Origin of the sequence: Thalassoglobus sp. JC818 (assembly GCF_040717535.1) — a bacterium.
In the GTDB taxonomy this organism is placed as follows: domain Bacteria; phylum Planctomycetota; class Planctomycetia; order Planctomycetales; family Planctomycetaceae; genus Thalassoglobus.
The window spans coordinates 1-21,937 of record NZ_JBFEFI010000019.1; the positions used below are offsets into that span (position 1 = coordinate 1).

At 53.2% G+C, this 21,937-nt stretch carries 15 protein-coding genes; 9 read left to right on the top strand and 6 right to left on the bottom strand.

Annotated features, from left to right (window positions below; translation table 11 throughout):
- Positions 1 to 200 precede the first annotated feature (200 nt).
- A complete protein-coding gene (locus AB1L42_RS23270; RefSeq protein ID WP_367062425.1) occupies positions 201 to 998 on the bottom strand; it encodes a transglutaminase family protein in 798 nt (265 codons plus the stop codon).
- 410 nt (positions 999 to 1,408) lie between these two features.
- On the opposite strand from AB1L42_RS23270, the gene AB1L42_RS23275 reads away from it, so the two are divergent.
- From AB1L42_RS23275 to AB1L42_RS23295, 5 genes are all read left to right on the top strand, one after another.
- A complete protein-coding gene (locus AB1L42_RS23275) occupies positions 1,409 to 2,239 on the top strand; it encodes an SHOCT domain-containing protein (protein ID WP_367062486.1) in 831 nt (276 codons plus the stop codon).
- A gap of 325 nt (positions 2,240 to 2,564) precedes the next feature.
- Positions 2,565 to 2,993 carry a peptidylprolyl isomerase gene (locus AB1L42_RS23280; RefSeq protein WP_367062428.1) on the top strand — a complete coding sequence of 143 codons (429 nt, stop codon included), beginning with the start codon at positions 2,565 to 2,567 and terminating at the stop codon, positions 2,991 to 2,993.
- A 742-nt stretch (positions 2,994 to 3,735) separates the two neighbouring features.
- Positions 3,736 to 6,339: a DUF1592 domain-containing protein gene (locus tag AB1L42_RS23285; RefSeq protein ID WP_367062431.1), complete on the top strand. Its 2,604-nt coding sequence runs from the start codon at positions 3,736 to 3,738 to the stop codon at positions 6,337 to 6,339.
- Between the two features lie 89 nt (positions 6,340 to 6,428).
- Entirely contained in the window at positions 6,429 to 7,787 is a 1,359-nt protein-coding gene (locus tag AB1L42_RS23290; protein WP_367062434.1) for a DUF1552 domain-containing protein, read from the top strand.
- Positions 7,788 to 8,111: 324 nt separating this feature from the next.
- Positions 8,112 to 9,182, top strand: coding sequence for an alpha/beta hydrolase-fold protein (locus AB1L42_RS23295; RefSeq protein WP_367062437.1), 1,071 nt, complete (start codon positions 8,112 to 8,114; stop codon positions 9,180 to 9,182).
- A 484-nt stretch (positions 9,183 to 9,666) separates the two neighbouring features.
- Here the strand turns inward: AB1L42_RS23295 and AB1L42_RS23300 are convergent, their stop codons facing one another.
- The 5 genes from AB1L42_RS23300 to AB1L42_RS23320 all read right to left on the bottom strand — a co-directional run bounded on the left by AB1L42_RS23300 (position 9,667) and on the right by AB1L42_RS23320 (position 16,157).
- Positions 9,667 to 12,537 (bottom strand): alpha/beta fold hydrolase, encoded by a 2,871-nt coding sequence (locus AB1L42_RS23300; protein WP_367062440.1) that lies wholly within the window; start codon positions 12,535 to 12,537, stop codon positions 9,667 to 9,669.
- Positions 12,538 to 13,139: 602 nt separating this feature from the next.
- A complete protein-coding gene (locus AB1L42_RS23305) occupies positions 13,140 to 14,081 on the bottom strand; it encodes an alpha/beta hydrolase-fold protein (protein ID WP_367062443.1) in 942 nt (313 codons plus the stop codon).
- 396 nt (positions 14,082 to 14,477) lie between these two features.
- A complete protein-coding gene (locus AB1L42_RS23310; protein WP_367062447.1) occupies positions 14,478 to 15,167 on the bottom strand; it encodes an SDR family NAD(P)-dependent oxidoreductase in 690 nt (229 codons plus the stop codon).
- Positions 15,168 to 15,273: 106 nt separating this feature from the next.
- Positions 15,274 to 15,510, bottom strand: a complete 237-nt coding sequence (locus tag AB1L42_RS23315; RefSeq protein WP_367062450.1) for a tautomerase family protein — start codon at positions 15,508 to 15,510, stop codon at positions 15,274 to 15,276.
- Positions 15,511 to 15,797: 287 nt separating this feature from the next.
- A complete protein-coding gene (locus AB1L42_RS23320) occupies positions 15,798 to 16,157 on the bottom strand; it encodes a substrate-binding domain-containing protein (protein ID WP_367062453.1) in 360 nt (119 codons plus the stop codon).
- A 268-nt stretch (positions 16,158 to 16,425) separates the two neighbouring features.
- Here AB1L42_RS23320 and AB1L42_RS23325 point away from each other — a divergent pair, with 268 nt between their 5' ends.
- From AB1L42_RS23325 to AB1L42_RS23340, 4 genes are all read left to right on the top strand, one after another.
- Positions 16,426 to 16,761, top strand: a complete 336-nt coding sequence (locus tag AB1L42_RS23325) for a hypothetical protein (protein WP_367062456.1) — start codon at positions 16,426 to 16,428, stop codon at positions 16,759 to 16,761.
- 102 nt (positions 16,762 to 16,863) lie between these two features.
- Entirely contained in the window at positions 16,864 to 17,409 is a 546-nt protein-coding gene (locus tag AB1L42_RS23330; RefSeq protein WP_367062459.1) for a sulfatase-like hydrolase/transferase, read from the top strand.
- The gene (locus AB1L42_RS23335) at positions 17,409 to 19,610 is read left to right on the top strand and encodes a right-handed parallel beta-helix repeat-containing protein (RefSeq protein ID WP_367062462.1); all 2,202 of its coding nucleotides are present in this window, start codon (positions 17,409 to 17,411) and stop codon (positions 19,608 to 19,610) included. Before AB1L42_RS23330 ends, AB1L42_RS23335 begins: the two co-directional genes overlap by 1 nt.
- Before the next feature lie 37 nt (positions 19,611 to 19,647).
- On the top strand, positions 19,648 to 21,537 hold the full coding sequence (locus tag AB1L42_RS23340; RefSeq protein WP_367062489.1) for an acetylxylan esterase: 1,890 nt from the start codon (positions 19,648 to 19,650) through the stop codon (positions 21,535 to 21,537).
- Positions 21,538 to 21,937: the final 400 nt, after the last annotated feature.

Sequence of the window (21,937 nt, forward strand, 5' to 3'; positions counted from 1 at the left end):
ACGGCCTCTAGTACCAAAGATAATTGAGTCGCAATACCTACTTCAGAGTGCAGCAGACCGGACAAACTCAGAGCTCATTTCATTGTCGCCAGTTGCCGTCGAACAAGAGCTGAGGAGGTTGACGCAATCTTAGAATCTTGTTCCTTCTCCCGATCTTCGGTGGTGTGAAGGACCCAAGACTTCAATTCGTCGGGCAATCTTTAAACAGGCGGCGATGATAGCCGATCAACTCCGACTGTCATTTGGATCAATTCAACTGGTGTGCCGAATTGCGTATACACAGCTACATCCGTCGCATCACGACCATATGCTATCGCGACGCGTGCACCCTGTAGATCCCCTTGTGTGGGATCGAACGTATACCAGCGGCCACCGACATATGCCTCGAACCAAGCGTGCAGATCCATGGGCCTCAATGTCTCCAAGTAACCAACGACGAGCCGAGCCGGAATTGAGAGCGCTCGACATAGAGCAATTCCGAGGTGTGCCATGTCTCGACAGACCGCTTCGGAACGCTGGTTCACTTCCGTCGCGCTAATAATCTGCTGTCCGCTCCCCGGAACGTACTTGATAGTGCTGCGAATGTAGTCGACGATTGCCGAACATTGGTCGTAGCCAGGTGCAAAACCCGCCACGACTGAAGCTGCCATTTCGGTGAATCGATCCGATTCGCAATAACGGCTTGGCAACAGAAACGGTACAGTTTCCTCTGGGAGGTTCTGCACGGGCACAAACGGGGCTCCCGGGGATGCGTCGGCAGCGTCGGCGGCTTGAATATCAGCCGACGTGCGAATGGAAAAGTTGCCAGCGGGACCGACCAGTCGCTGACAGAGGTTCCCAAACGGATCTGTAAACTCGACGGCGGGCACACTCGGCACCAACGCATACTGTTCTCGAGCAACCCATTGTTGCATTCCGCTACGCGGACGCAGCATGAGGAGAAATGGTGTCTCCACCTCAATATTGAACTCAAGTGAGCATGAACAATGGACCCACATCGAGACGCCTTTATGTGATGTTTGTGGTTCAGACCAATCAAAAGTATTCGACGAGAATCATCATTTGTAACAATTCCTGAATGATTGTCCCGAGAAAACATTCGAATCTTGGATACAGACTTCAAATTCTCGAATTCGACAGCTTCGACGCTCGTTTTCGACGCTCACAAAATGGGACTCCTGCTATGCTCAGTGGACAGTTGAAGGATGTTGAGCACCTTGTGCGACCTTGAACAATAATTTTCACCGAGAGAGTCTGGGACTCGGGTGCACCTGCGTTTTCTCCGCTAGTGACGAACGCATTTCACCAAACAAACGTCCCGTGACAAATTTGGGAACCGGAATCAAAACTGCCGGAAACACGATCGCTCGCAAACAACTTTGAAAGCAATGTTAGTGGGAAGCGAATGATGAACCAATTGACCCAAGAAGGAGATCGAATTGTCAATGATCTCGCACAGCGGTACGGCTTCAGCCCAGATGCCGTGACTCACATGATGCTTGCCGTACTTAACGGGAATGGGTCGATGGCCCAGTTTAATCATCCTGAATTTGCTGGTTCCGGCCAGTGGATGCGGGGCGGTATGCTGATGCTCGGTGATATGTTCAATCACACCTTGAAAGGAAATGTTGACGCGTTATGCAATGAGATTTCGAACATCCTGTCGAATCAACCTGGCTTATTGCAATCGGGCAGCTTTCAGTCGCAGAGTCAAGGTGGAACAGGTCAGCAGAATCAGGCGAGTGGTGCTCCAAGGGGAGCATCGAGTCTGTTTGTGCCAAACCCCGACGAACATTGGTGGCCCAAAGATCTGGGAACTCCGAATTCAACTGGCTCTCAGAACAACACAAGCTACGCCTATTTCTCCAACATACATCGATTAGCTGTAAAGACAGGAAGCGATGTTTGGATCTATGACACTTTAGACCATCAGATCGGGGGATTTTCACAACAACAGTCGGGCGGCAGTTCAATCACATTCAGCAGCCAGTATGGCAACGTTGATCTTTCGAGCTTGCCCGTCACTTCACGAAATGGTCAGCCCGTTCAGGTGACTCCCGTTCAACCTAACTCCGCCTCGACGAGCACGACGGGGACGTCTACATCTCCTCCGAGAGGGCATGCAGACGAGCATGGCATCTTGGACGCGATCGCTCGCCTGGGAGAGCTCAAGGAAAAGGGATTCCTCACGGACGACGAGTTTGCTTCCAAGAAATCAGAACTTCTAGCTCGACTTTAGTCCCTGCTTGTTTTCTTTGAAGCACAACGACTTTCTGACATCCTGATAGCTGCATGAGGCCTACAGTCGAATTGACAGCGGTCAGCCATCAATTGAGCGACGTTCGACCGATGTAAATTGGTTTGAGTGTTGGAATGTTGTGGCGAATGGCTACTTGGATGGACAGTGTGATGTGATCGGGTGGTCGATCTGGTATCATGAGGGCGGGCCAATACTCTTGAGACTTTGGCATAACGCCATGTCAATCAGTCTCTCCCATCCGCACTCGCCGTTCTGTGGGCACGTTTGATCGCGATGCGACAACCAAATTCAATGGAGCCAGCACATGAGCGCAGCAAGATCCGGCGATACAGTTCGCATTCACTATGATGGTAAACTTGAAGACGGAACGCAGTTCGACAGTTCTGAGGGACGCGATCCGTTGGAGTTCACTCTAGGGGGTGGCCAAGTTATACCCGGTTTTGACAAGGCCGTAGAAGGAATGTCTGTGGGTGATAAGAAGTCGGTCACAATCCCCCCAGACGAAGCTTACGGGCCTCGGAACGACAAGCTCATTCAAGATGTGCCGAAGAGCAAACTCCCTGATGAGATCACGCCCGCGGTGGGAATGCAGTTGCAGTCACTGAACGAGGCTGGTCAGGTCATCAGAGTTTCGGTCACTGAGGTGACTGACGATTCGATCACAATAGACGGCAACCACCCTCTCGCCGGGAAACCACTCGAATTCGACATTGAGCTCGTCGAAATCGTCTGAATCACCTTCAGCAGGAGACGCTCGTCCTTGTTGACCAGTTCATCGACCGTATCGCAACTGTGTGTTGCCTGACTTCGAGTGCGCGATGTATCTGATGATGCCTTCCGTTCAGCGCGGCTCATGGTCAGCCTTCAGCGTCCGACGATCGATTAGAGTAAGTCTGAGATTTATAGAGCGATGTGTCGCGATGCGACACGTTTGGTGATGCAGAAAACGAGCGTTTTCCAGCCGTACGCCAGCAGAACTACATCACCTTTGAAAACTCTGTGATAAAAACGCTTCAGGCTTCTATCCCGTACAGCGTCACGTGATCTCGTGCAACGTAGTTTCACGAGATTCCAATCGCTCCCAATCACATATTTCCGAACTCGAAACGACGGCCTTCAATTGGAGGAACTTCGTTTAGTTGAATGCCCGCGGTGGGCTGATCTCCTGTTCCGGCATGTTGATCTTCATAGCTGTCTGCTGCTACCCTGAGTACCTTAGCAACTGTAAGATCTTGAGTTCGGAACGCGTCACTCAGACAAGTGAGAAGCAGAAGTGAAACCTAGGCTCCGCGGCCGAAACGTGTTTGAGTACATCCTCGCGAACGATTCATGTATTCTCGTCGGTGAGGTGGCTTAAGGCACGGCACTTCAAAATCGTACAGAACGGGTTCTGGGATACTTCATGATGCCGACGACCAGTAGAGTTCGCTCTGCCTGATTCTTATGCTCGCAATGAAATTGCGAGATAAGTTGTCATGACTCACGTTTTTCTGATGGCAGGTTGGGAAATGGGACACCGTTCGTCGCTGCAATCGACAGTCAGCATGGTCTTTGCTTTCACCATGGTTTGCCACCTACTTGCAGTGAGCAACGTGCTTGGCGATAACAAGAACTCGCTTGCCGACAACACAACTTCCGACGCGACGAAGTCAGTGAATGACCAGTATCGGCGCGACGTACTCCCGATTCTGGAGAAGTACTGTTTCGGTTGCCATGGATATGGTGCGTCAGAAGGGAATCTGTCTTTTGACGAGTTGTCATCGGGATCATCGGTGGCGATGGACGTGATGAGCTGGTGGTCAGTTCTCAAGAACGTTCGTTCGGACGTGATGCCGCCCGATGGTGAAGATCAGCCAAGTGACTCTGAAAAGCATGTCCTCTCTGATTGGATCATCAATCGTGTGTTCTCTCTCGACCGAGATGCGGCCGACCCGGGCCCCGGCACGTTGCGCCGGCTGAATCGGCAGGAATACCGGAACACAATCCGCGATCTGATGGGCATCGAGTTCGACACGTCTGTTGAATTCCCTCCCGACGACTCTGGAGACGGTTTCGACAACAACGCCGATGCGTTGTCGATCTCACCACTACTCGCCGAGAAGTACATTGACGCAGCGCGCGACATCGTCGACCGTGCAGTGCCAAAAACTTCGCTTGAAGTTCCTGTCCAACTCGTTGACGCAGCGGCATTCACAACAGACATCGATGCTCCTGCTCAGCGTCTTGTGTTCGACGAAGCGGCGATCGCTATCGCAACTTTCGAAATCTCTGACGATGCAGAGTACCGGATCTTGATTCCGGTTGAGATTAATGGCAGCTTCAACTTCAATCCTGCGAGAAGTGTGGTTCAGGTATCCCTGGATGGCGAGGTTCTACACGATCACGAGTACGGATGGACCAACAATTTCGTCGAGACGGTATCCGTCGAGCGCCAGCTCAATCAGGGATCGCATTTGATCCAGTTCACATTGAACCCTGTCGAGTCGAATGAGGCGGGCACCGATGATCTGGCGAACGACGGGACGTCAGTCCGGTTGAAACTTCCGACCGTTCGGATCGAAGGTCCGCTGGACCGATCGTACTGGAAAAAGCCAGACGGATATGATCGCTTCTTTCATTTGGACGCTCCGCCGAGCGATGACGCTGAACGACTCCAGTATGCGACCGACGTGCTCCGGCGTTTCTGTCGACGTGCCTACCGTCGTCCTGTTGAAGAAAGTCATTTGCATCGCTTGATCGACGTGGCCGAACTCGACGCGCCGGCGAAAGACGCTGAGTCTTCAAGTTCGCTCTCATTTGAGCAACGAATCGGACGAGCGATGACAGCTGTGCTTGCTTCACCGCGTTTTCTGTTTCGTGTCGAGCACGCACGAACCTATGATGCGGAGACATATCCTGAAGTCGACGAGTTCTCACTCGCTTCGCGGCTATCGTACTTCCTCTGGTCCACGATGCCTGACGACCAGTTAATGCAGTTGGCCGAGCGCGGTGCACTCCGAGAAAACCTGGCCCACCAAGTTAATCGGATGTTGCGAGATGACCGCTCAGAACGGTTCATCAAGAACTTTGTCGGACAATGGCTGCAGACACGCGATGTTGAAAGTGTCCCCATCGACCCTTTAGTAGCTCTCGGAGTTCGCGCCGAATACGAACAGCTCAGAGACTATCTGGAATCGACAGCGAGTGGACGGCGTGAACCACCGGAAGATGCATCAGTCGGACACCGAGCGGCGTATCGACGCTATCGCGAGATCCGAGAACTTAGGGACCGTCTGAATGGAGACGTTCGCCGTGACATGGCCGATGAAACGGAGCGACATTTCTCGTATGTTCTCCGCGGCAATCGGTCGCTGGTCGAACTCATTGCCGCAGACTATGCCTTCTTAAATGAGCGGCTTGCCAAACATTATGGAGTTCCCAAAATTGAAGGAAATCAAATTCGCCGAGTCCAGCTACCTCCCGAGAGTCCTCTGGGGGGAGTCTTGACTCAGGGGACGTTTCTAGTGGTTACGTCTAACCCGACACGGACGTCCCCAGTTAAGAGAGGGCTGTTTATCCTCGACAATATTCTGGGCACTCCAGCACCGCCTGCGCCGGCCAATGTCCCAGAGTTAGAAGAATCGGCTGGCGAGAGTGAACTTTCCAACCCCACTCTCCGACAGTTGCTGGAGATCCATCGCAGCGAAGCATTGTGTCGTTCGTGTCATGCCAGATTCGATCCCCTCGGATTGGCGTTTGAGAACTTCACCGCCATCGGAACCTGGCGAGACAACGAAAACGGAGAGTCAATTCAACCGGCAGGGAGACTGATCTCGGGCGAATCCTTCGAGAATGTTACGGAATTGAAAAAAGTCCTCGCAGGTCCGCGCCGCAACGACTTTTACCGCTGTCTGGCAGAACGAACGTTGTCGTATGCAATCGGGCGAAGCCTCGATTTTGGCGACGAGGTCGCGTTGGAAGAGATAATACTGCACCTGGAAGAGCAGGAAGGGAATGCGCAAGCACTCATTATGGGTGTTGTCAATTCGTCGGCGTTCCAACGGATTCGACGACCAGTTGGTAACATCACGCGACGTTAACTTCTGTCAGTACTGAAGCAGTTCGCACGCAGGTGACTGGCCTGTTGTCCCAAACACTTAACCCCGCCATCGTCAACAAGAGGATTCTCATGAAGCACCATGTCAATCATCAGCGTCGTATGTTTCTCAAAGGGATTGGGGTTTCCATTGCGCTTCCGGCATTGGAGGGGCTGCGGTCCTCACAACTCGTAGCGGCAAGCAAACCTCTTGCCGCCCCGACCAGAGCAGCTTTCATTTATGTCCCAAACGGAGCTCAACAGGACCACTGGTTTCCGACAGGAAGTGGCAGCGCATTCGAATTGAGCTCGACGATGAAGCCTCTGGAAGCTGTACGTGATCAGATCCAGGTTATTACGGGGCTGGACCACCAGCACGCCGAAGCCGGACCCGATGGAGCGGGCGATCATGCGCGCGCCAACGCAACGTTCTTAACGGGATTGAGAGCGAGGAAGACTTCCAGTTCCAACATTCAAGTCGGTCAGTCAATCGACCAGCTAATCGCACAAAGCGTAGGACATCGGACCAAGTTCTCGTCGTTGGAACTGACTTGCGATTCAATCCGCAAATCTGGGAAGTGTGATTCTGGATACTCGTGTGCCTATCAGTACAACATTTCCTGGCGGACTCCAGTGACACCAATGACACCGGAGCCGAATCCCAGAAACGTCTTTGAGCGACTGTTCGGCGATCAGGATCCGCAGACTCATCGACGACAGCTCGAGCGTCGGCAACAGCAGCGATCCATTCTCGACTTCGTGATGGATGATGCAAAGCAGCTGAAAAAGCAGCTCGGCTCGAGCGGTCACCGGAAGGTCGAAGAATACATGAGTGGGATTCGAGAGATTGAACAACGCATCGAACGAATGGAAACATTTCCAACAGACAAGCTGGACGACTTTCGTTTGGCCGAGCAATCAGTGCCAGACGAGGTTCCTCAGGATTATGCCGAACACATCGACGTCATGTTCGAATTGCTCGTGCTAGCGTTCCAGACGGACACCACGCGCGTTGCTACATTGATGTTGGCACACGATGGATCGAACCGCAGTTTTCCAGAACTTGGGATCCAGGAAGGGCATCACCACCTGACTCACCAACAGGAAGAGCAATATGCCCGCGAGCGAGTAGCGAAGATTGATGTCTTCTACATGAGTCGGTTGGCGAAGTTCCTCGAGAGGCTGAAAACGCTGAAGGACTCGGACGACCGAACACTGCTCGATAACAGCATGATTGTCTATGGCAGTGGCATTTCCGACGCGAACCGGCATACCCACGATAATCTTCCGTTGATTCTCGCTGGCAGCGGTGGGGGCAGCTTAAATAGTGGCCGAGTTGTGGACGCGGGGTCACAACCGATGTCCAACCTGTTTCTGTCGCTGGCCGACCGGATGGGCGTGATGAATGTTGATCGATTCGGAGATTCCACCGGTCGATTCACAAATATCTAAAGAGGATTGCAGACCACAACATGGTCAGCGTTTCTCACGTTAACGAAATACGCAATCGACTCAAACGTACTGCGAACTCGAAGAGCAAGTTGCTCTTTCCTGTGCACTCGCTTGCACTGTTTCATAACTTAAAAGGTTGTGCTTGCTCGTGCGGGATCGTGCACACAAAATCCGAAAATGCTTTAAGCGGACCACAAGTGACATCTCCCGAAGATCGAAATGGTTCGCGGCATCGCTCTGTGCAAACTGTCTGCACTCGTCGATTTGGTAGCGTTTCTTCAAGAATTTCTCATCTTGTTTTTCTTCAACCCGTTAAGAACCAGCATGATCAGCACACATTGTCTTCACCAGGCAATTTGCCTCGGAGCTTTCACAATCGCGATGAATGGAGCCTTGGCTGGCACCTTGGTCGCAGACGACGACTTCACCAAGAGCTTCGGCACCGAGGGGAACGGTGATCACGTCATTGGCCCGGACTACTCAATTGCTCCGGAGCTGACCGATTTGGGCAATCCGAAAGGTAAGCAGTTTGAATTCCTGATGCCTCTGGCGGACAGCAAGATCTTTCGTGGGGATGATGCGACACTCGATCCGTCCAAGAAGGTCCGTGAGCAACGCAAGGTGTTCGTCTATGTCCCGGATGCGTATGAGGACGGCACTGAAGCCCCAATCCTGGTCACACTCGATGGTCCGAGTCGTCTGGAGTTGGTTCGCAATGCGCTCGACAATCTGACGATCTCGAACGCCCCAGAGCGAAGACTTCCGGCGATGATCGTGATTGCGGTTGAAAATGGCGGAAGCGATAGCAAAGGCAGCCAGCGTGGCCTTGAATACGACACCATGTCCGATCGGTTTGCCCGCTTTATCAACGACGAAGTTCTACCGGCCGTCCTTAATGATCCTCAGATCAAAGCCACCTATCCACACCTTGCCTTTACAGAGAATCCGTGGGGACGTGGGGTCATGGGGTGCAGCTCTGGTGGCGCTGCCGCATTGACGATGGGCTGGTTCCGACCTGACCTGTTTCGTCGCCTCATCACTTATTCAGGCACTTTTGTCGACCAACAGGACGATGACGCAGCTGAAGAAGCGAAGTATCCGTTAGGTGCTTGGGAGTATCACTCCAGCCTGAAGCTAATTGAAAACAGCGAGAAAAAGCCGCTTCGCATCTTCACCCACGTCTCCGAGTTCGATAACGGTGCTCAACGACCTGAGTCGTCTTATCACAACTGGGTCATGGCGAATGAACGTACTGCTGCCGCTCTCAAAGCCAAGGGATACGACTACCGCTTCGTCTACAGCAAGGCGTCCAGGCACTGCGACGGGAAGGTCTTTGAGGCGACGCTGGCCGACACGCTCGTCTGGATGTGGCGAGGCTATCACGACGAAGATTGAAGGTTTCCTCCCTGTCTCAGACCGAGTTCGTAAAGACTCGCGCTCGAAAGAATTGCGGAATTGAGGTTTGGCCGGGCATTTGCGATCGATGGCGAATGCCTGCTCCTCTTCTGAACGAGTAGGCCACTTCGAACACCTTCTTTGTCGATCAACAGCAAATGCGACACTCACTCAGTTGAGGACCTGCGCAAACTTTGCTGCCAAGAGTGAAATGGTAGAACGAACAACACTAAGAGGACGCTGCGGGGCGGTTTGTTGGACTTCTTTTTGAGATTATCGAAAGAACCGATTTCGCAGTCTGCCGACTTGGTTTTCAATTGACACCTATGCGGTACCGGTTTTAGTTGACAAGGTTCTTGGACATGTTTGGAAGTTCAACGATTTGAGAGACCGTGGCAGTTTGACGTGCATGTTCGCCGTGTGGAAGATCCACGAGTTTTTTTGTACTGAGCGGACTCAAGTGTTCTGATGACGATTCGAGATTTCACTCTTCGAATTTGGCTTCGTTTGACATCAGTGTCCGATTGAAAAACGCTTCCATTTTAGGACCGATCGTTGTGAACTGGTCCTGAAAGACTCCGTGTCCTGCCCCTTCAACGGTGATCAACTCAACATCTTTGGCACCAGCCTCCTTAAGCGCGTCTGCGAAAGAAGCTCCCTGTGAGTATGGAACCGTTCGATCAGACGTCCCATGAACTAGCAGAAACGGTGGAGCATCGTCGAAAACGTGACTGATTGGTGAAGCGAGACGTTTTCTCTCATCGAGTGACTCGTCTGGTCCGACAAGTAAGCTTGATTCGCCTCGGAATTTTCCGCCGGGTCTTCCCCAGTTCATAAAGTCTGTTGGGGTTGCAGACGCACACACGGCCTGAACATCGCTGGAGAATTCTTGCCATGGACCCTCTCCGTCAAAATCATCAATTGTTCCAGTCAACCCAAGCATGGAGACGAGATGCGCTCCGGCTGAGTTGCCGTAGGCGCCGATTCGATTTGGATCGACGTCATACTTGTCTGCATGAGCACGGAGCCAGCGAACCGCGCACTTCGAGTCTTCGAGACACGCCGGGAAAGGAGCTTCGCCGGTCAATCGATAATTGATTGTAATGCAGACATAGCCCTTCTGAGCATATTCAAGAGCACCTTGCAGAAAGTATCCACGCGATTTGTCGCCTCCGCGCCAACCTCCGCCGTGGACAAAGACAATGGCCGGCCGCAGTTTCTGCTCAGAGCTTTCCGGCATTGCCAAATCAAGTTTCCAAGCAGGATTGCCTGGGCGATACGCAATGTTCGAGAGAAGCGTCACTCCATCGGGGATGTTTCTTTGCCTGTCAGCCTGCGATCGTTCGACACGAGGCGATTGTGATTCTGCAGCACTATTCGCCTGAATTCCGGAAAACGCCTGAGAATAGAACGCCCAGTTTTTGTCTCCCAGACCTTCGTAGAGCGGATTCGGCGAATGCGGAGCATTTTCGATCACATCGAACTCGACGGTGAACCCAAGTTGCTCAAGATGATCTTTGTACTCGCGATTGACACGTCCGAGCCCTGCTGAACGGGTCACGATTCGAACCAATAACTTCTCGTTCAAATCGTCATCCTGAGCCTCCGCCAGCTTCCAGGGATTGCGGTCATTGTAATAGTCGATGTCTCCACCATAGATTGACTGAAACGAATTGGCGAGTCGTCCGCTCAGAGGATCTTTATGTAGAGCACCGTCGATGATCGAAAGAGAGCCAAACAACTCTGGATGCCGAAATGCCCATTTAGCAGCTCCGGCTCCGCCCATCGAAAATCCTTCGATCATGCGTCCATTTCGAGTCGCGATAGTGCGGTAGTTTGCATCGATATGTGGAATGAGTTCCTGGATCGCTACAGTTTCCACTGGAACCTGGCCATCTTTTGAATCGACAAAACTGCTGCGAACCATGCCATTGACGTAGACTACGATTGTCGCCTGCATCTTTTCTGCTTCAATGGCTTCGGTCATTCTCTGTGACATGGCGGGAAGCCCCTGCTGAGAACCACCGATTCCGTGCAACCAGTAAACAACCGGGAATTTCTTCTCAGGTTGTTCGTCGTAGGACGGAGGCAAATAGATCACATAGCTGACGTCTTCCCCAACAGTAGTGCTCGGGAACGTGTGATAATAGAGGTTTGTCCCTTCGACAACGGGCATTTTCCAAGCAGGTTCTCGGTCCCGCATCCGCGTCCCACTATCGCGCTGATTGGAACTACGCGACTGAGCTGATTCGTTGTCTTGATCCTTTTCAACTTCCAGTAGCTGTGACAAAAATTCCAACTTCATTTGTTGGACAGCCGGGTCTGAAAAACCTGGACCGCCGTGTCCAGCGCCATCAATAACATGCAGTTTCGACGGAACGTTGGCACCTTGAAGTGCGGCATGAAGCGTTTCACTTTGATTGAGGGGAACCGTGCGGTCATTAGTTCCATGAATAATCAAAAATGGAGGATCGTTTTCGTCGATGTAAGTGATTGGATTGACGCGTCGGATCTTCTCTGTTTGCGGCAACACTTCGCCTCCGCCCAGCAAGAGTGACTCCGGGGAACCGTCGTCATTGTGTTTCTCGTAACCTTTAGCGGTGACGAATTGCTTGAAGTCTGTCGGGCCATAGAGATCGACGACCGCTTGCACGCGACTGGATTCATTCGGCCAGCCGCCGTCGCCCTCCAATTCCGGCACGTCTCCGGAAGTTCCCATCAACGCGACCAGATGGCCACCTGCAGAACTTCCCCCCACGGCGATTCGTTCTGGATCAATGTTGTATTGCTCTGCATGCGCTCTGAGATATCGAATCGCACACTTGCAGTCTTCGATCTGCGCTGGAAATGGAGCCTCGCCGGTGAGTCGGTATTCGATCGTCGCACCGACAAACCCCTTACGAACGAGCGGAATCACTTGCCCTACACCACCCTCTTTTGTGCCACCTTTCCAACCACCACCGTGAACCCAGACAAACACCGGAGCTGGCGACGTCACTCTCTCCTTCGGTACCACGATGTGCATTGTTAAGTCGCGGCCTCCACCCTGGCCGAAAACGACATCTCGCATTACTTCAACACCCTCTGGGGGGGCACCTGCAGCTTGTGGTCGATTATTTCGATTTAGCTGGACTGTGAAGTCGTCCTTGGTCAGAACCATATCACCGTCGCGGTCAAGTCGTTCGAACAGCCGACGCGGCCCTTTGAACTCACTTTCGGTAACCCTTCCATCATTGTCGGCATCTTCACGTTGAAGGACTTGTTCGAACGTCAATCGAGGCCGCTGCTGCGCAAAGCTTTTTTCGAAGCTGATCAAGAGTGAAATCGCAACGAGCGTGGTCAGGAATTTCTTCATAGGTGACTCAATGCTGGTGGGAAATCTTGGTTCTTGTTGCGATGGCTTTCTTTGAACTCGTTCCTGTCTATTGGTCTTCAGAAACGTGAACAATCCAGTCATGACATCTTTGAAACACGCTGCAGTCCCTCACCGGTGAGATGGCTACGTCGCGCTCGACGATCTTCAGAATAACATACACAGTGCAGTAAACGACACTTCTCGGGCACATTCAGCTTGGCTGTCACAACGTTCAGATCACTTGCCATTCGCTACGCGAGCTCACCATGAGTCGTGCCGTTATTCTCGTAAGGCAAAGACAACTTAAAAAAACATCGGCCGTTACGTCGGATCGTAAGAGCGAAAGAATGCTACTCGATGCATCGTCAGGTACGTCGGCTGCAGCCTCATTGGAATATTGTCTTCGAGTTCCACATCCTCGACCTTCAAACAAGACTCACGCCTCGGGTCTTGCAGACAAACTTCTTGTTGTCAAAACGAAACTCGCACTTTCCTACAACACTCAGCTCTGTTAAGTGTCGTCACTTTGCGAGGAATTCTTCTTCGTAAGGCGCCCTCTTAGAACTCTGTCGGCAGAAGTCAATTGGTGAAGCACAATCGAATCAATGCTTCTCGCGGAACACCAGTTGTGCGAAGTGGTAAAGGTTATTCCGCCAATGTGTCGGGTCGTGACCGTGCGAATCGACGTTCCAGATGTGCGGGACATCATTGTCCTTGAGATAGCGATGCATTCGCTGGCTGATGCGAATGAGCCCATCCTTCCGGCCGCACGATAGCCACAACAATTTCAACTTTTCTTTCGTCGCGGTGGGATCAGGAACAAGCTCTTCCGGGGTCTTCGTGTTTGGGGCAGATGAGAATCCGCCAACCCATGCAAACTTGTCGAGATGGCTCATCCCAAAGTTGAGGGACTGACCGCCACCCATCGACAAACCGGCCAGGGCACGATGCTCCCGGTCATCGTGAACGGAGTACCGAGATTCAATAGTTGGAATCACATCGTTCAGCAGATCCTGTTCGAAGACGGCAAACGCCGGAGCAGATTCGAACACATTTCCTTCCGCTCGATCGTTCTTCTGAGCACGTCCGTTGGGCATCACGACGACCATCGGGACAGCTTTCCCGTCCGCGATCAAGTTATCGAGCAGCACATCTGGCATGGCAAACCGCTCCCACTCCGTTTCATCGCCTCCGATGCCGTGCAGGAGGTAAAGGACCGGATATTCCCGCTCAGCAGTGTAACCCGGTGGGGTGTACACATTCATGCGACGAGTGGTCCCGACAGTCTTCGACTCATACTCAATCATCTCAAGTTTGCCACGAGCAATCCCGTCACGCTTTTGTGTGATGGTCTCCGGTGGATCGGGATAGAGTTGTTGGTCATCAGGACCGAGCTCGATTGAGCCGCCAAAGCGGCCTCGGGGAAGCCGTGGAGCGCCTTCTTGGTTTCTATCAGCCTGAATTCCAGAATCTTGATTAGACTGAGCGGAAACCGGTGTTCTTTGACAACACACGATGAACGTCAACAGGAAAAGTACACGCATGGCCGCCACGATCTCCTTGTCATTCGAAACTTCAGTCTGGACCCATCGTCACAGGATCAGGCTACGATTTGAGTTTGAATGAACAAATATTGACACATCTTTACTCCTTCGTCACGTCATAGCTAACCAGTAAGTCCTGATCCGTAACGGATAGCTTTCCATTGGCGACCACCGGGTGGGGCCAGGCTGGTTCACGTGCACGGTCCGTCTGCTCGAAGCGACCGTGTTCGACGAATCGTTCCCGATTGGGTTCAAACAGATGATCGTTCCCGATTCCGTGCGAAGGCAGAAGCGACTGTCTGCGGAAATCAGTGAGCCTCCACGTAGTCGTCCTTTGCAGACATTGAACCGACACTCAGGGAGGTCAATGGGGTACGCTGGAAATGTGGTTGAGAGCTACCATTCGATCGGCTCCTCATCTCGAAAGAAGCCACCGGTCGGCCCGTCGTCTGGCAGAGTAGCCAGCCAGACGGCAGTCTTTGCTCCCTCTTCAGGACTTCTCGTAGCTCCCCCACCTCCCATGCGTGTTCGCACCCAACCTGGGCACATGGAGTTCACCTTGATAGTCGACGGCAGTTCGTTTGCCAGTCGAACGGTCAATGCGTTCAGAGCCGCTTTGGTGACTCCGTAGGCACCCGGTCCTCCCAAACCTTCAGCGAACGATCCCCAACTCGAGGAGACGTTGACGATTCTTCCGTAGCCACGACTGGTCATGTCCGGGACGAGTGCTCGAATCAGCCGGATCGGTCCGGTCAGATGCACGGAAAGCGATTCGGCAGTCTCGGCATCGGTCAGCTCTAGCAAAGGTCGATCGTGATACACACCCGCATTGTTGACCAATGCGCTGATTGGATACCCGGCACCCTGCACTCGATTCACGGCTGATTCAATCGACGACGCATCCGCGAGATCCAACTGCACGGCGGTCACGTCCAGTCCGCTTTCCTCAAACGACGCGGCCACACGTTCGCCTTCCGCCAACTCGCGAGATCCGAGCCACACCGCGTTTCCCTGTTCGGCAAGTGCGGTAACGATCGCTAAACCGATCCCACGATTTCCTCCCGATACTAACACTGTCCGTTTCATAAGTATCTATCCGTATGGTGAACAAAAAGAGACGAACCAAACCCTCCCTAACCTGGGCTCGGTTTGTTCTGGCTGACAGAATCCGGTTGTGATGAAACGCTATTCGTCAGAGATCGTCAATGCCATATCCAGGCTGCTTATAGAGCTGGTCCGGTTTGTTGCGAATGTCTTGCGTGAAGACCATCTCGCACCATTCACTCGCCTTCACTTCTTCAAAGGCAACAGAGACAGATTCCTCTCCATAGTGCAGGACTTTCATGACATCTTCAGTGATGGCGTCTGCAAGTTGTTGCTTTTGCTGATCGGTTTTTCCAGGCCACAGCTTGACGTTGACGTGAGGCATGTTGGCACCTGCTGAAGTCAATGAAGGCTTCGGATGACTTGATGGCATGCGAGGACGCACCACCCTAAATTGGTTGTGCGGTAGGGCGGAACAGGATCGATCGTCAGCCTCGTGCAGTTGGCTGCATCATCCTAAGCAGCTTAAATTTGACCGCAACCCGCATAGTGGAGATTGGCATCCCACTTGTGCTCTACCCCAACACGACGGAGTCGATGACCATTGGCCCAATGGCGTTTGTCTATAAGCGTACGACGCGGAGGAAAGCGAAGTTGAGAATGCCGACGGCTTCAGGTGGCCACCCATTGTGGTGTGATTGCTCTGAATCGGCGCTCGAGTTGACGGCGTGAAAGGGACCTATCGTCAGCGACGTCGTTTACGTTGATGCCGTCGCAAGCGTGCTGGCGGATGAAATGCCAAACGCGAGCAAGCTCGCGGTCTTCAGCCGCAATGACCTGAGTTGATTTACGCTCAACCACACCCTTTTGAACGACAAATTCGACGGACTCCGGCGCTGGTTTCCCATTGAACGTATTTCCGTTAATCAGGGCATCCAGTATTTCGGCAGCTCGGTAGCCGACTTGCTCTGCATCGGGACGAACATTGGACGGAGGAGGGGCGCTTATTGGACAGATCGCGTTAATTGTCATTTCCTGATGGAGTAGTGACCAATTGCTCCGCGTCCTGGCGAAGGGAGCGATTCCGCGTAAAAGGTCTAGGCGAGCAAAGCGACTTTCTGGGGAGATTTGACTTTATATGGCACGATCGTCGTGTCAGAGGTAATTTCGCATGTCGCAAATCATTAACGGCATGTCGTATTTCAACCTCGACAAGTTGAAGGAGAAAACGCGAAGAATTGTATTGCGGTGACTTCGGGATTGCCCACACCATGTCGCAGTTTATTCAGGAGGGACTGAAATGACTGTTTTTCCACCAATCCTAATTCTTTGCCTACTGTGCGTCGCCAGTTTCCGAACGCAAACATCGCGAGCGGATGACCAAGCAACTACAACCGATCAAGTGGAATTTTTTGAGCGAGAAGTTCGGCCGTTGCTGGTGAAGCACTACTACGAGTGTCATAGCGTCAATGCAGAACGTTTCGAAGACAAATACCACACCCGGCCATCCACGGCAATCCGACATGACGATGGACACACTCTTGTCTGCTGCACACACGGTAACCGAGTGGTCGACTTCGACCACGACGGCAAGATCGCTTGGACGCTAACAAATGACGATTTGCGGGGAGACTAGTTTCAAGATCCCAGTGGTGCCCAGATACTGCCCAATGAAAACATCGTCGTTACCAGCTACGCCGCTGGACTTGCAAACCCTCACGCCCCGAGGCTGTTCAAAGTGACACGCAACGAAGAATTGATCGAACCGGCGACAGACATGGCGACGCCGACTCAGCGTTACACTGATGAAGCCATTGCATTTACAAGAGGGAATCAAGATCAGCCGTTTTTCGTTTACATCCCGCATTCAATGCCGCACACACGGTTGGATGCGTCGCCAGAGTTCAAAGGGAAAAGCCAGCGAGGTCTGTACGGCGGCATCATTGAAGAGATCGACTTCAATGTCGGCAGGATCCTGGACAGGCTCAGCGAACTGAATCTGGCGGAAAACACGTATGTTCTTTTCACAAGCGACAAAGGTCCCCGGCTAATCAAGAACAAAGGCCATGCCGACGGACACGTGCCGGGTGATCACGGTGGATCGGCCGGACCGTTGAGGAGCGGCAAGGTGTCGACCTTCGAAGGTGGCGTTCGCGTCCCCGCGATTCTCTGGGCACCGGGCAAGGTGCCAGCCGAAAGTGTCTGCGATCTCGTTGCCACGACCATGGATGTCATGCCAACTTTTGCCGCTATTGCCGTTGCCAGCATCCCAAAGGCAGACTGATGACGAAACATTTCCTCCCACAACTAGTCTTCACGCTCCAATTTGCCGGCGCTTTGCTTGCGACGGAGCTGTGCCCAGCAGTGGAAACAACCGCCGACTTTTATGTGTCGCCCAGAGGTTCTGACACTTGGTCGGGTACGCTATCGGAACCAAATGGTCAGCGAACAGATGGGCCATTTGCGACACTCCAGCGTGCGCGTGATGCTGTACGGGAATCCGGTAAGAATCGCTCTGGCGACATCGTCGTTTTAGTTCGCGGGGGAATATACCGCCTGAACAACACCGTTGTGTTCGGGGTACAGGATAGTCCGACAAGTGAAGTGACCATCACTTATGCTGCCTATCCCGGTGAGACTCCCGTCTTTAGTTCCGCACGAGAAGTTTCAGCGTGGAAGACATTGCCTGAGTTGCCGCCCGGCCTGCCGAAGGAAGCCGTCGGCAAGGTGCAAGTAGCGAATGTGAACGGCCGGTTTCACGTGGTATTCGATGCCGACGGTATGCTCCCGCGAGCTCGGTCGAAGGGCTTCATCCCACTGACCGGCGGAAGTCGAAATGAGCTGCACTATCCAGCGGGGCGTTTGAGGAACTGGCCAAATCTCGGTGATGTCGAAATCGTTGTTCGGCCGCACCATGCTTGGATTGTGAACATCCTGCCGCTGGCATCTGTCGATGAGCAAAGGCAGATCGCTCGCACGTCGATCGACGCAACCTACGCGATGAACCGACTCCATTTCCTAAAAGACACGCCGTCGTGCTGGGTCGAAAATATCTTGGAGGAACTCGACGAACCGGGCGAATGGGTATTGGATTCGAAAGAGGGGAAACTTTACCTCTGGCCGCGAAGTGACTCGCCAGTATTGGTGCCCACGCTGATGGAGCTCATTCGCATTGAAGGAGCGATTGACAAGGAAGGCACGGAAGACGTGCCGGTTCGAAATCTGTGCTTTCGAGGTCTGACGTTCATGCACGGCGAGCGGTACACGATCGCTGACGAAGATGCCGGTCTGCAACACGACTGGGAAATATATGACAAAGCGGGTTCACTTGTTCGACTGCGGGGGACTGAGAATTGTCGAATCGAAAGTTGCCGGTTCGCGCACAGCGGTGGCGGAGCGATTCGCATCGATTTACACGGCAAGAAGAACACGGTGTCTGGCAACCTGATCGAGCACATCGGTGGGACAGGCATCCTGCTTTGCGGCTATGGCCCAGGGACGAAGGACGTCAGTGGAAAGAATCTTGTCACTAACAATCAAATCCATCATGTCGGACAGATTTATTCGCACTCGCCTGGCATCATGATCTGGCAAAGTGGCGAGAATCGCATTGCGAACAACCTGGTGCACCATACGCCCTACACCGGAATCATCCTTTCTGGTTGCATGACCGATTTCTTCCGGCGTCAAGGACGCGAGCTCAGCAGGACGATCAGGCGGCATGAGGTTGCAGGCTTGCCTAACCAACCGCAATTGGAAGACGTTCGACCCTATCTTCACACACACGACAATGTCATCGAATACAACGAGATCCATCATGCGATGGAAATGCTTGGGGACGGAAACGGAATCTACATCCGCGGGGCTGGAACGGGCAACGTCATCCGTCGAAACTACATCCATCACCTCGTCGCGCCCATGATTATGCAGGCGGCAATTCGTACTGATGGCGGCCAGATGGATACAACCATCGCCGAAAATCTGATCTACAAGTGCACCTCGCAAGGGATCATTCTGAAGCTGAACAATCGCTGCGAGAACAACATTGTCGCAGACATTATCGCACCACCTCGCGGGTATTACCTCTCGTTACGTGAAGGGCCAATGAACGAAGCGGTGGTCAAGCGCAATATCTTTTACTCTACGGGAAGAGATACGACGTTCATTAATGAATTGCCGCCCAGCAATCGCAGGCAGTCTGAAGATCGCCGTGGGCGCGCATTGGCCCGCTCGAAGGATGCCGACACCGATCACAACATCTACTTTTGCGTCGGCAACCCCGAATTGGGCAATCAGATGCTGGAGAAACAACAACGAGACGGCATCGACACCCACAGCTTGGCTGTTGATCCCCTCTTTGTTGATCCCCCCAACGGCGACTTTCGACTCCGGCCCAATTCACCGGCATTGAAGTTAGGATTCACACCGATCGACTGGTCGAAGGCCGGATTGAAGACTAACGAGAAGAATCATGCCAATGATTAGAATGCAAATTCCAGCTATCGTCTTCATGGTTGCCAACATGTTGGTTGCCAGCAGTGAGCTGGCAGTGCGTCTGGATGCCGCCGACCAGTCGGCGCAATCCGAGACCCTCGCTCCGCTGAAAGATGGCGTCGCCCCGCAAACGCACGAAGAGATGTGGGCCGGATTCGATCCCCGCGCCGAGCCGCTGGAGGTCGAGATTCTCAAGGAGTGGGAGGAGGATGGCGTCGAACTACGTGTTGTTCGCTTTCGGATTGGTGTGTTCAAAGGCACTCAGGCGATGCTCGCAGCAGTGTACGGGTTTCCGAAGGGCGAAACGAACCTGCCCGGTCTGCTGCAGATTCATGGCGGCGGGCAATACGCGGACTACAAAGCGTGCCTCGCCAACGCGAAACGCGGGTACGCAACCGTATCGATCTCGTGGGCCGGTCGCATCAGCGCGCCGGACTATCGCGTTTCGCCCGCTGAAGTGCAGCTATTTTGGGACGGCAAGACCGACGATCCCGATTACCGGATGACTACGGACTGGGGAGCTGTCGACGGATACCACGCACCGGGACGCAACACAGGCAATCAATTTCCAAGTGCCAAGGCTGCTACGTGGACGCTCGATGCTATTGAATCGCCTCGCAACAGCGGCTGGTTCCTTTGCACCCTCGCCGCGCGACGAGCACTGACTTTTCTCGAACAGCAAGCAGAAGTCGATGCCAACCGACTCGGTGTCTATGGCCATTCGATGGGCGGCAAGCTGACTGTGGCTGTGGCTGGCGCGGACCAGCGTGTGAGAGCCGCAGCGCCGTCGTGTGGTGGCATTAGCGACCGCTATAACGAAAGTGCAGTATTCCGCGCAACGCTAGGCGATGATATCAGTCTGAAACGGATTTCGTGCCCGATCATTTTCCTCAGTCCGTCGAATGACTTCCACGGACGCCTTGGAGACCTTCCGAGCGCCGTCCGCGAAATTGCCAGCCCGGACTGGCGAGTCACCTGTTCTCCTCATCACAACCATCAAGATACGCCGCCTTACGAAGTCGCTACGCTGCTGTGGTTTGATCAACATCTCAAAGAAACATTAGTCATTCCGAAAACGCCCGAAACGTCTCTCGTCCTGCGAACCGACGACGGCGTGCCAACATTGACCGTTCGTCCGGACCGCTCGAAGCCTGTTACAGGCGTTCATGTCTTCTACACTCAACATGGTGTCGAGACGCAGCCTGAAGACCGCGAGAACGCGAAGCACCGCTTCTGGCATCACGCGGTCGCGACACAATCCAACGGTGTGTGGACTGCCAAGCTGCCGCTGGGTAGTTCGGACAAACCATTATGGGTTTACGCGAACGTCACCTATCCGCTTGATGAACCCGTGACCGGCGCGGGCTACTACTACCGAACTTACACGGCCGAGACATTCAATGTATCTTCTGTGGTTACCCTCGTACCGGCTGCTGAATTGCGTGCAGTAGGTGCCATTCAAGCGCTTGAGCCGTCTCTGATGATCGAGAGTTTCGAGGGCGATTGGGAGACAGAGTGGTTCACTTATCGTCCAGAAGATTGGGGACGCACGACTTACAAGCTGAACGACCAGCGCTGGAAGGCACCGCCCAACGCGAAACTCTCGCTCGATGTAAAGAGTGCCGAGCCGAACAAGATTGTCGTGCGTCTCGACGGCTATGTCACCGAGCAGGCACTGGCTGGCGGCAACCAGTGGCAGACCTTGGTGTTGAATGCATCCGATTTTCACGAGTTCTCCGGAGACTCCCTTGCCGACTGGAATTCGGTACTATCGCTGACACTCAGCCCGTCCGAACGCCTTCGTCCAAGCCGCGGTGAATCCGGCAACTCGCAGCTTTTCGGAGGCAACTGGAATGGCACGCCGCCTCGCTTTCGCAACCTCCGCTGGTTACCCGATGATGATGTCCCCCATAAGTGAGGCATTCGGTACATCAATTTCCGATTGAACTGTGAAGGCGAAGTTTCTTCTAAGGCTAAGGAGTGTAGATCTTGAAGCGCGAAGATTCAGCAGTTTTCATGGCCCGTTTCAGAGTCGTCGTGTCCCTGAGCGTATTGCTATTGTTTCAGTCGACGAATGCCTTCGCTCAGGGTACCCACGAGTTTGGCGTATTGCCTGCCTGGGGAGAATATATTCGACATGCCAGGAATGTTGAATTCAAGAATGTCGAGCTGAGGTTTCGAGGTTAAGACGCAGTTGAGATGATCGTATTAGATGATGTCGAAGGTTTTGTGAATTAAGTAGCATTGCGGCGTAAGAGGACAATGTTCCTCGCCTCCAATTCACTGAATGAAATATAACACAAGGAGTTGCCGTTGAC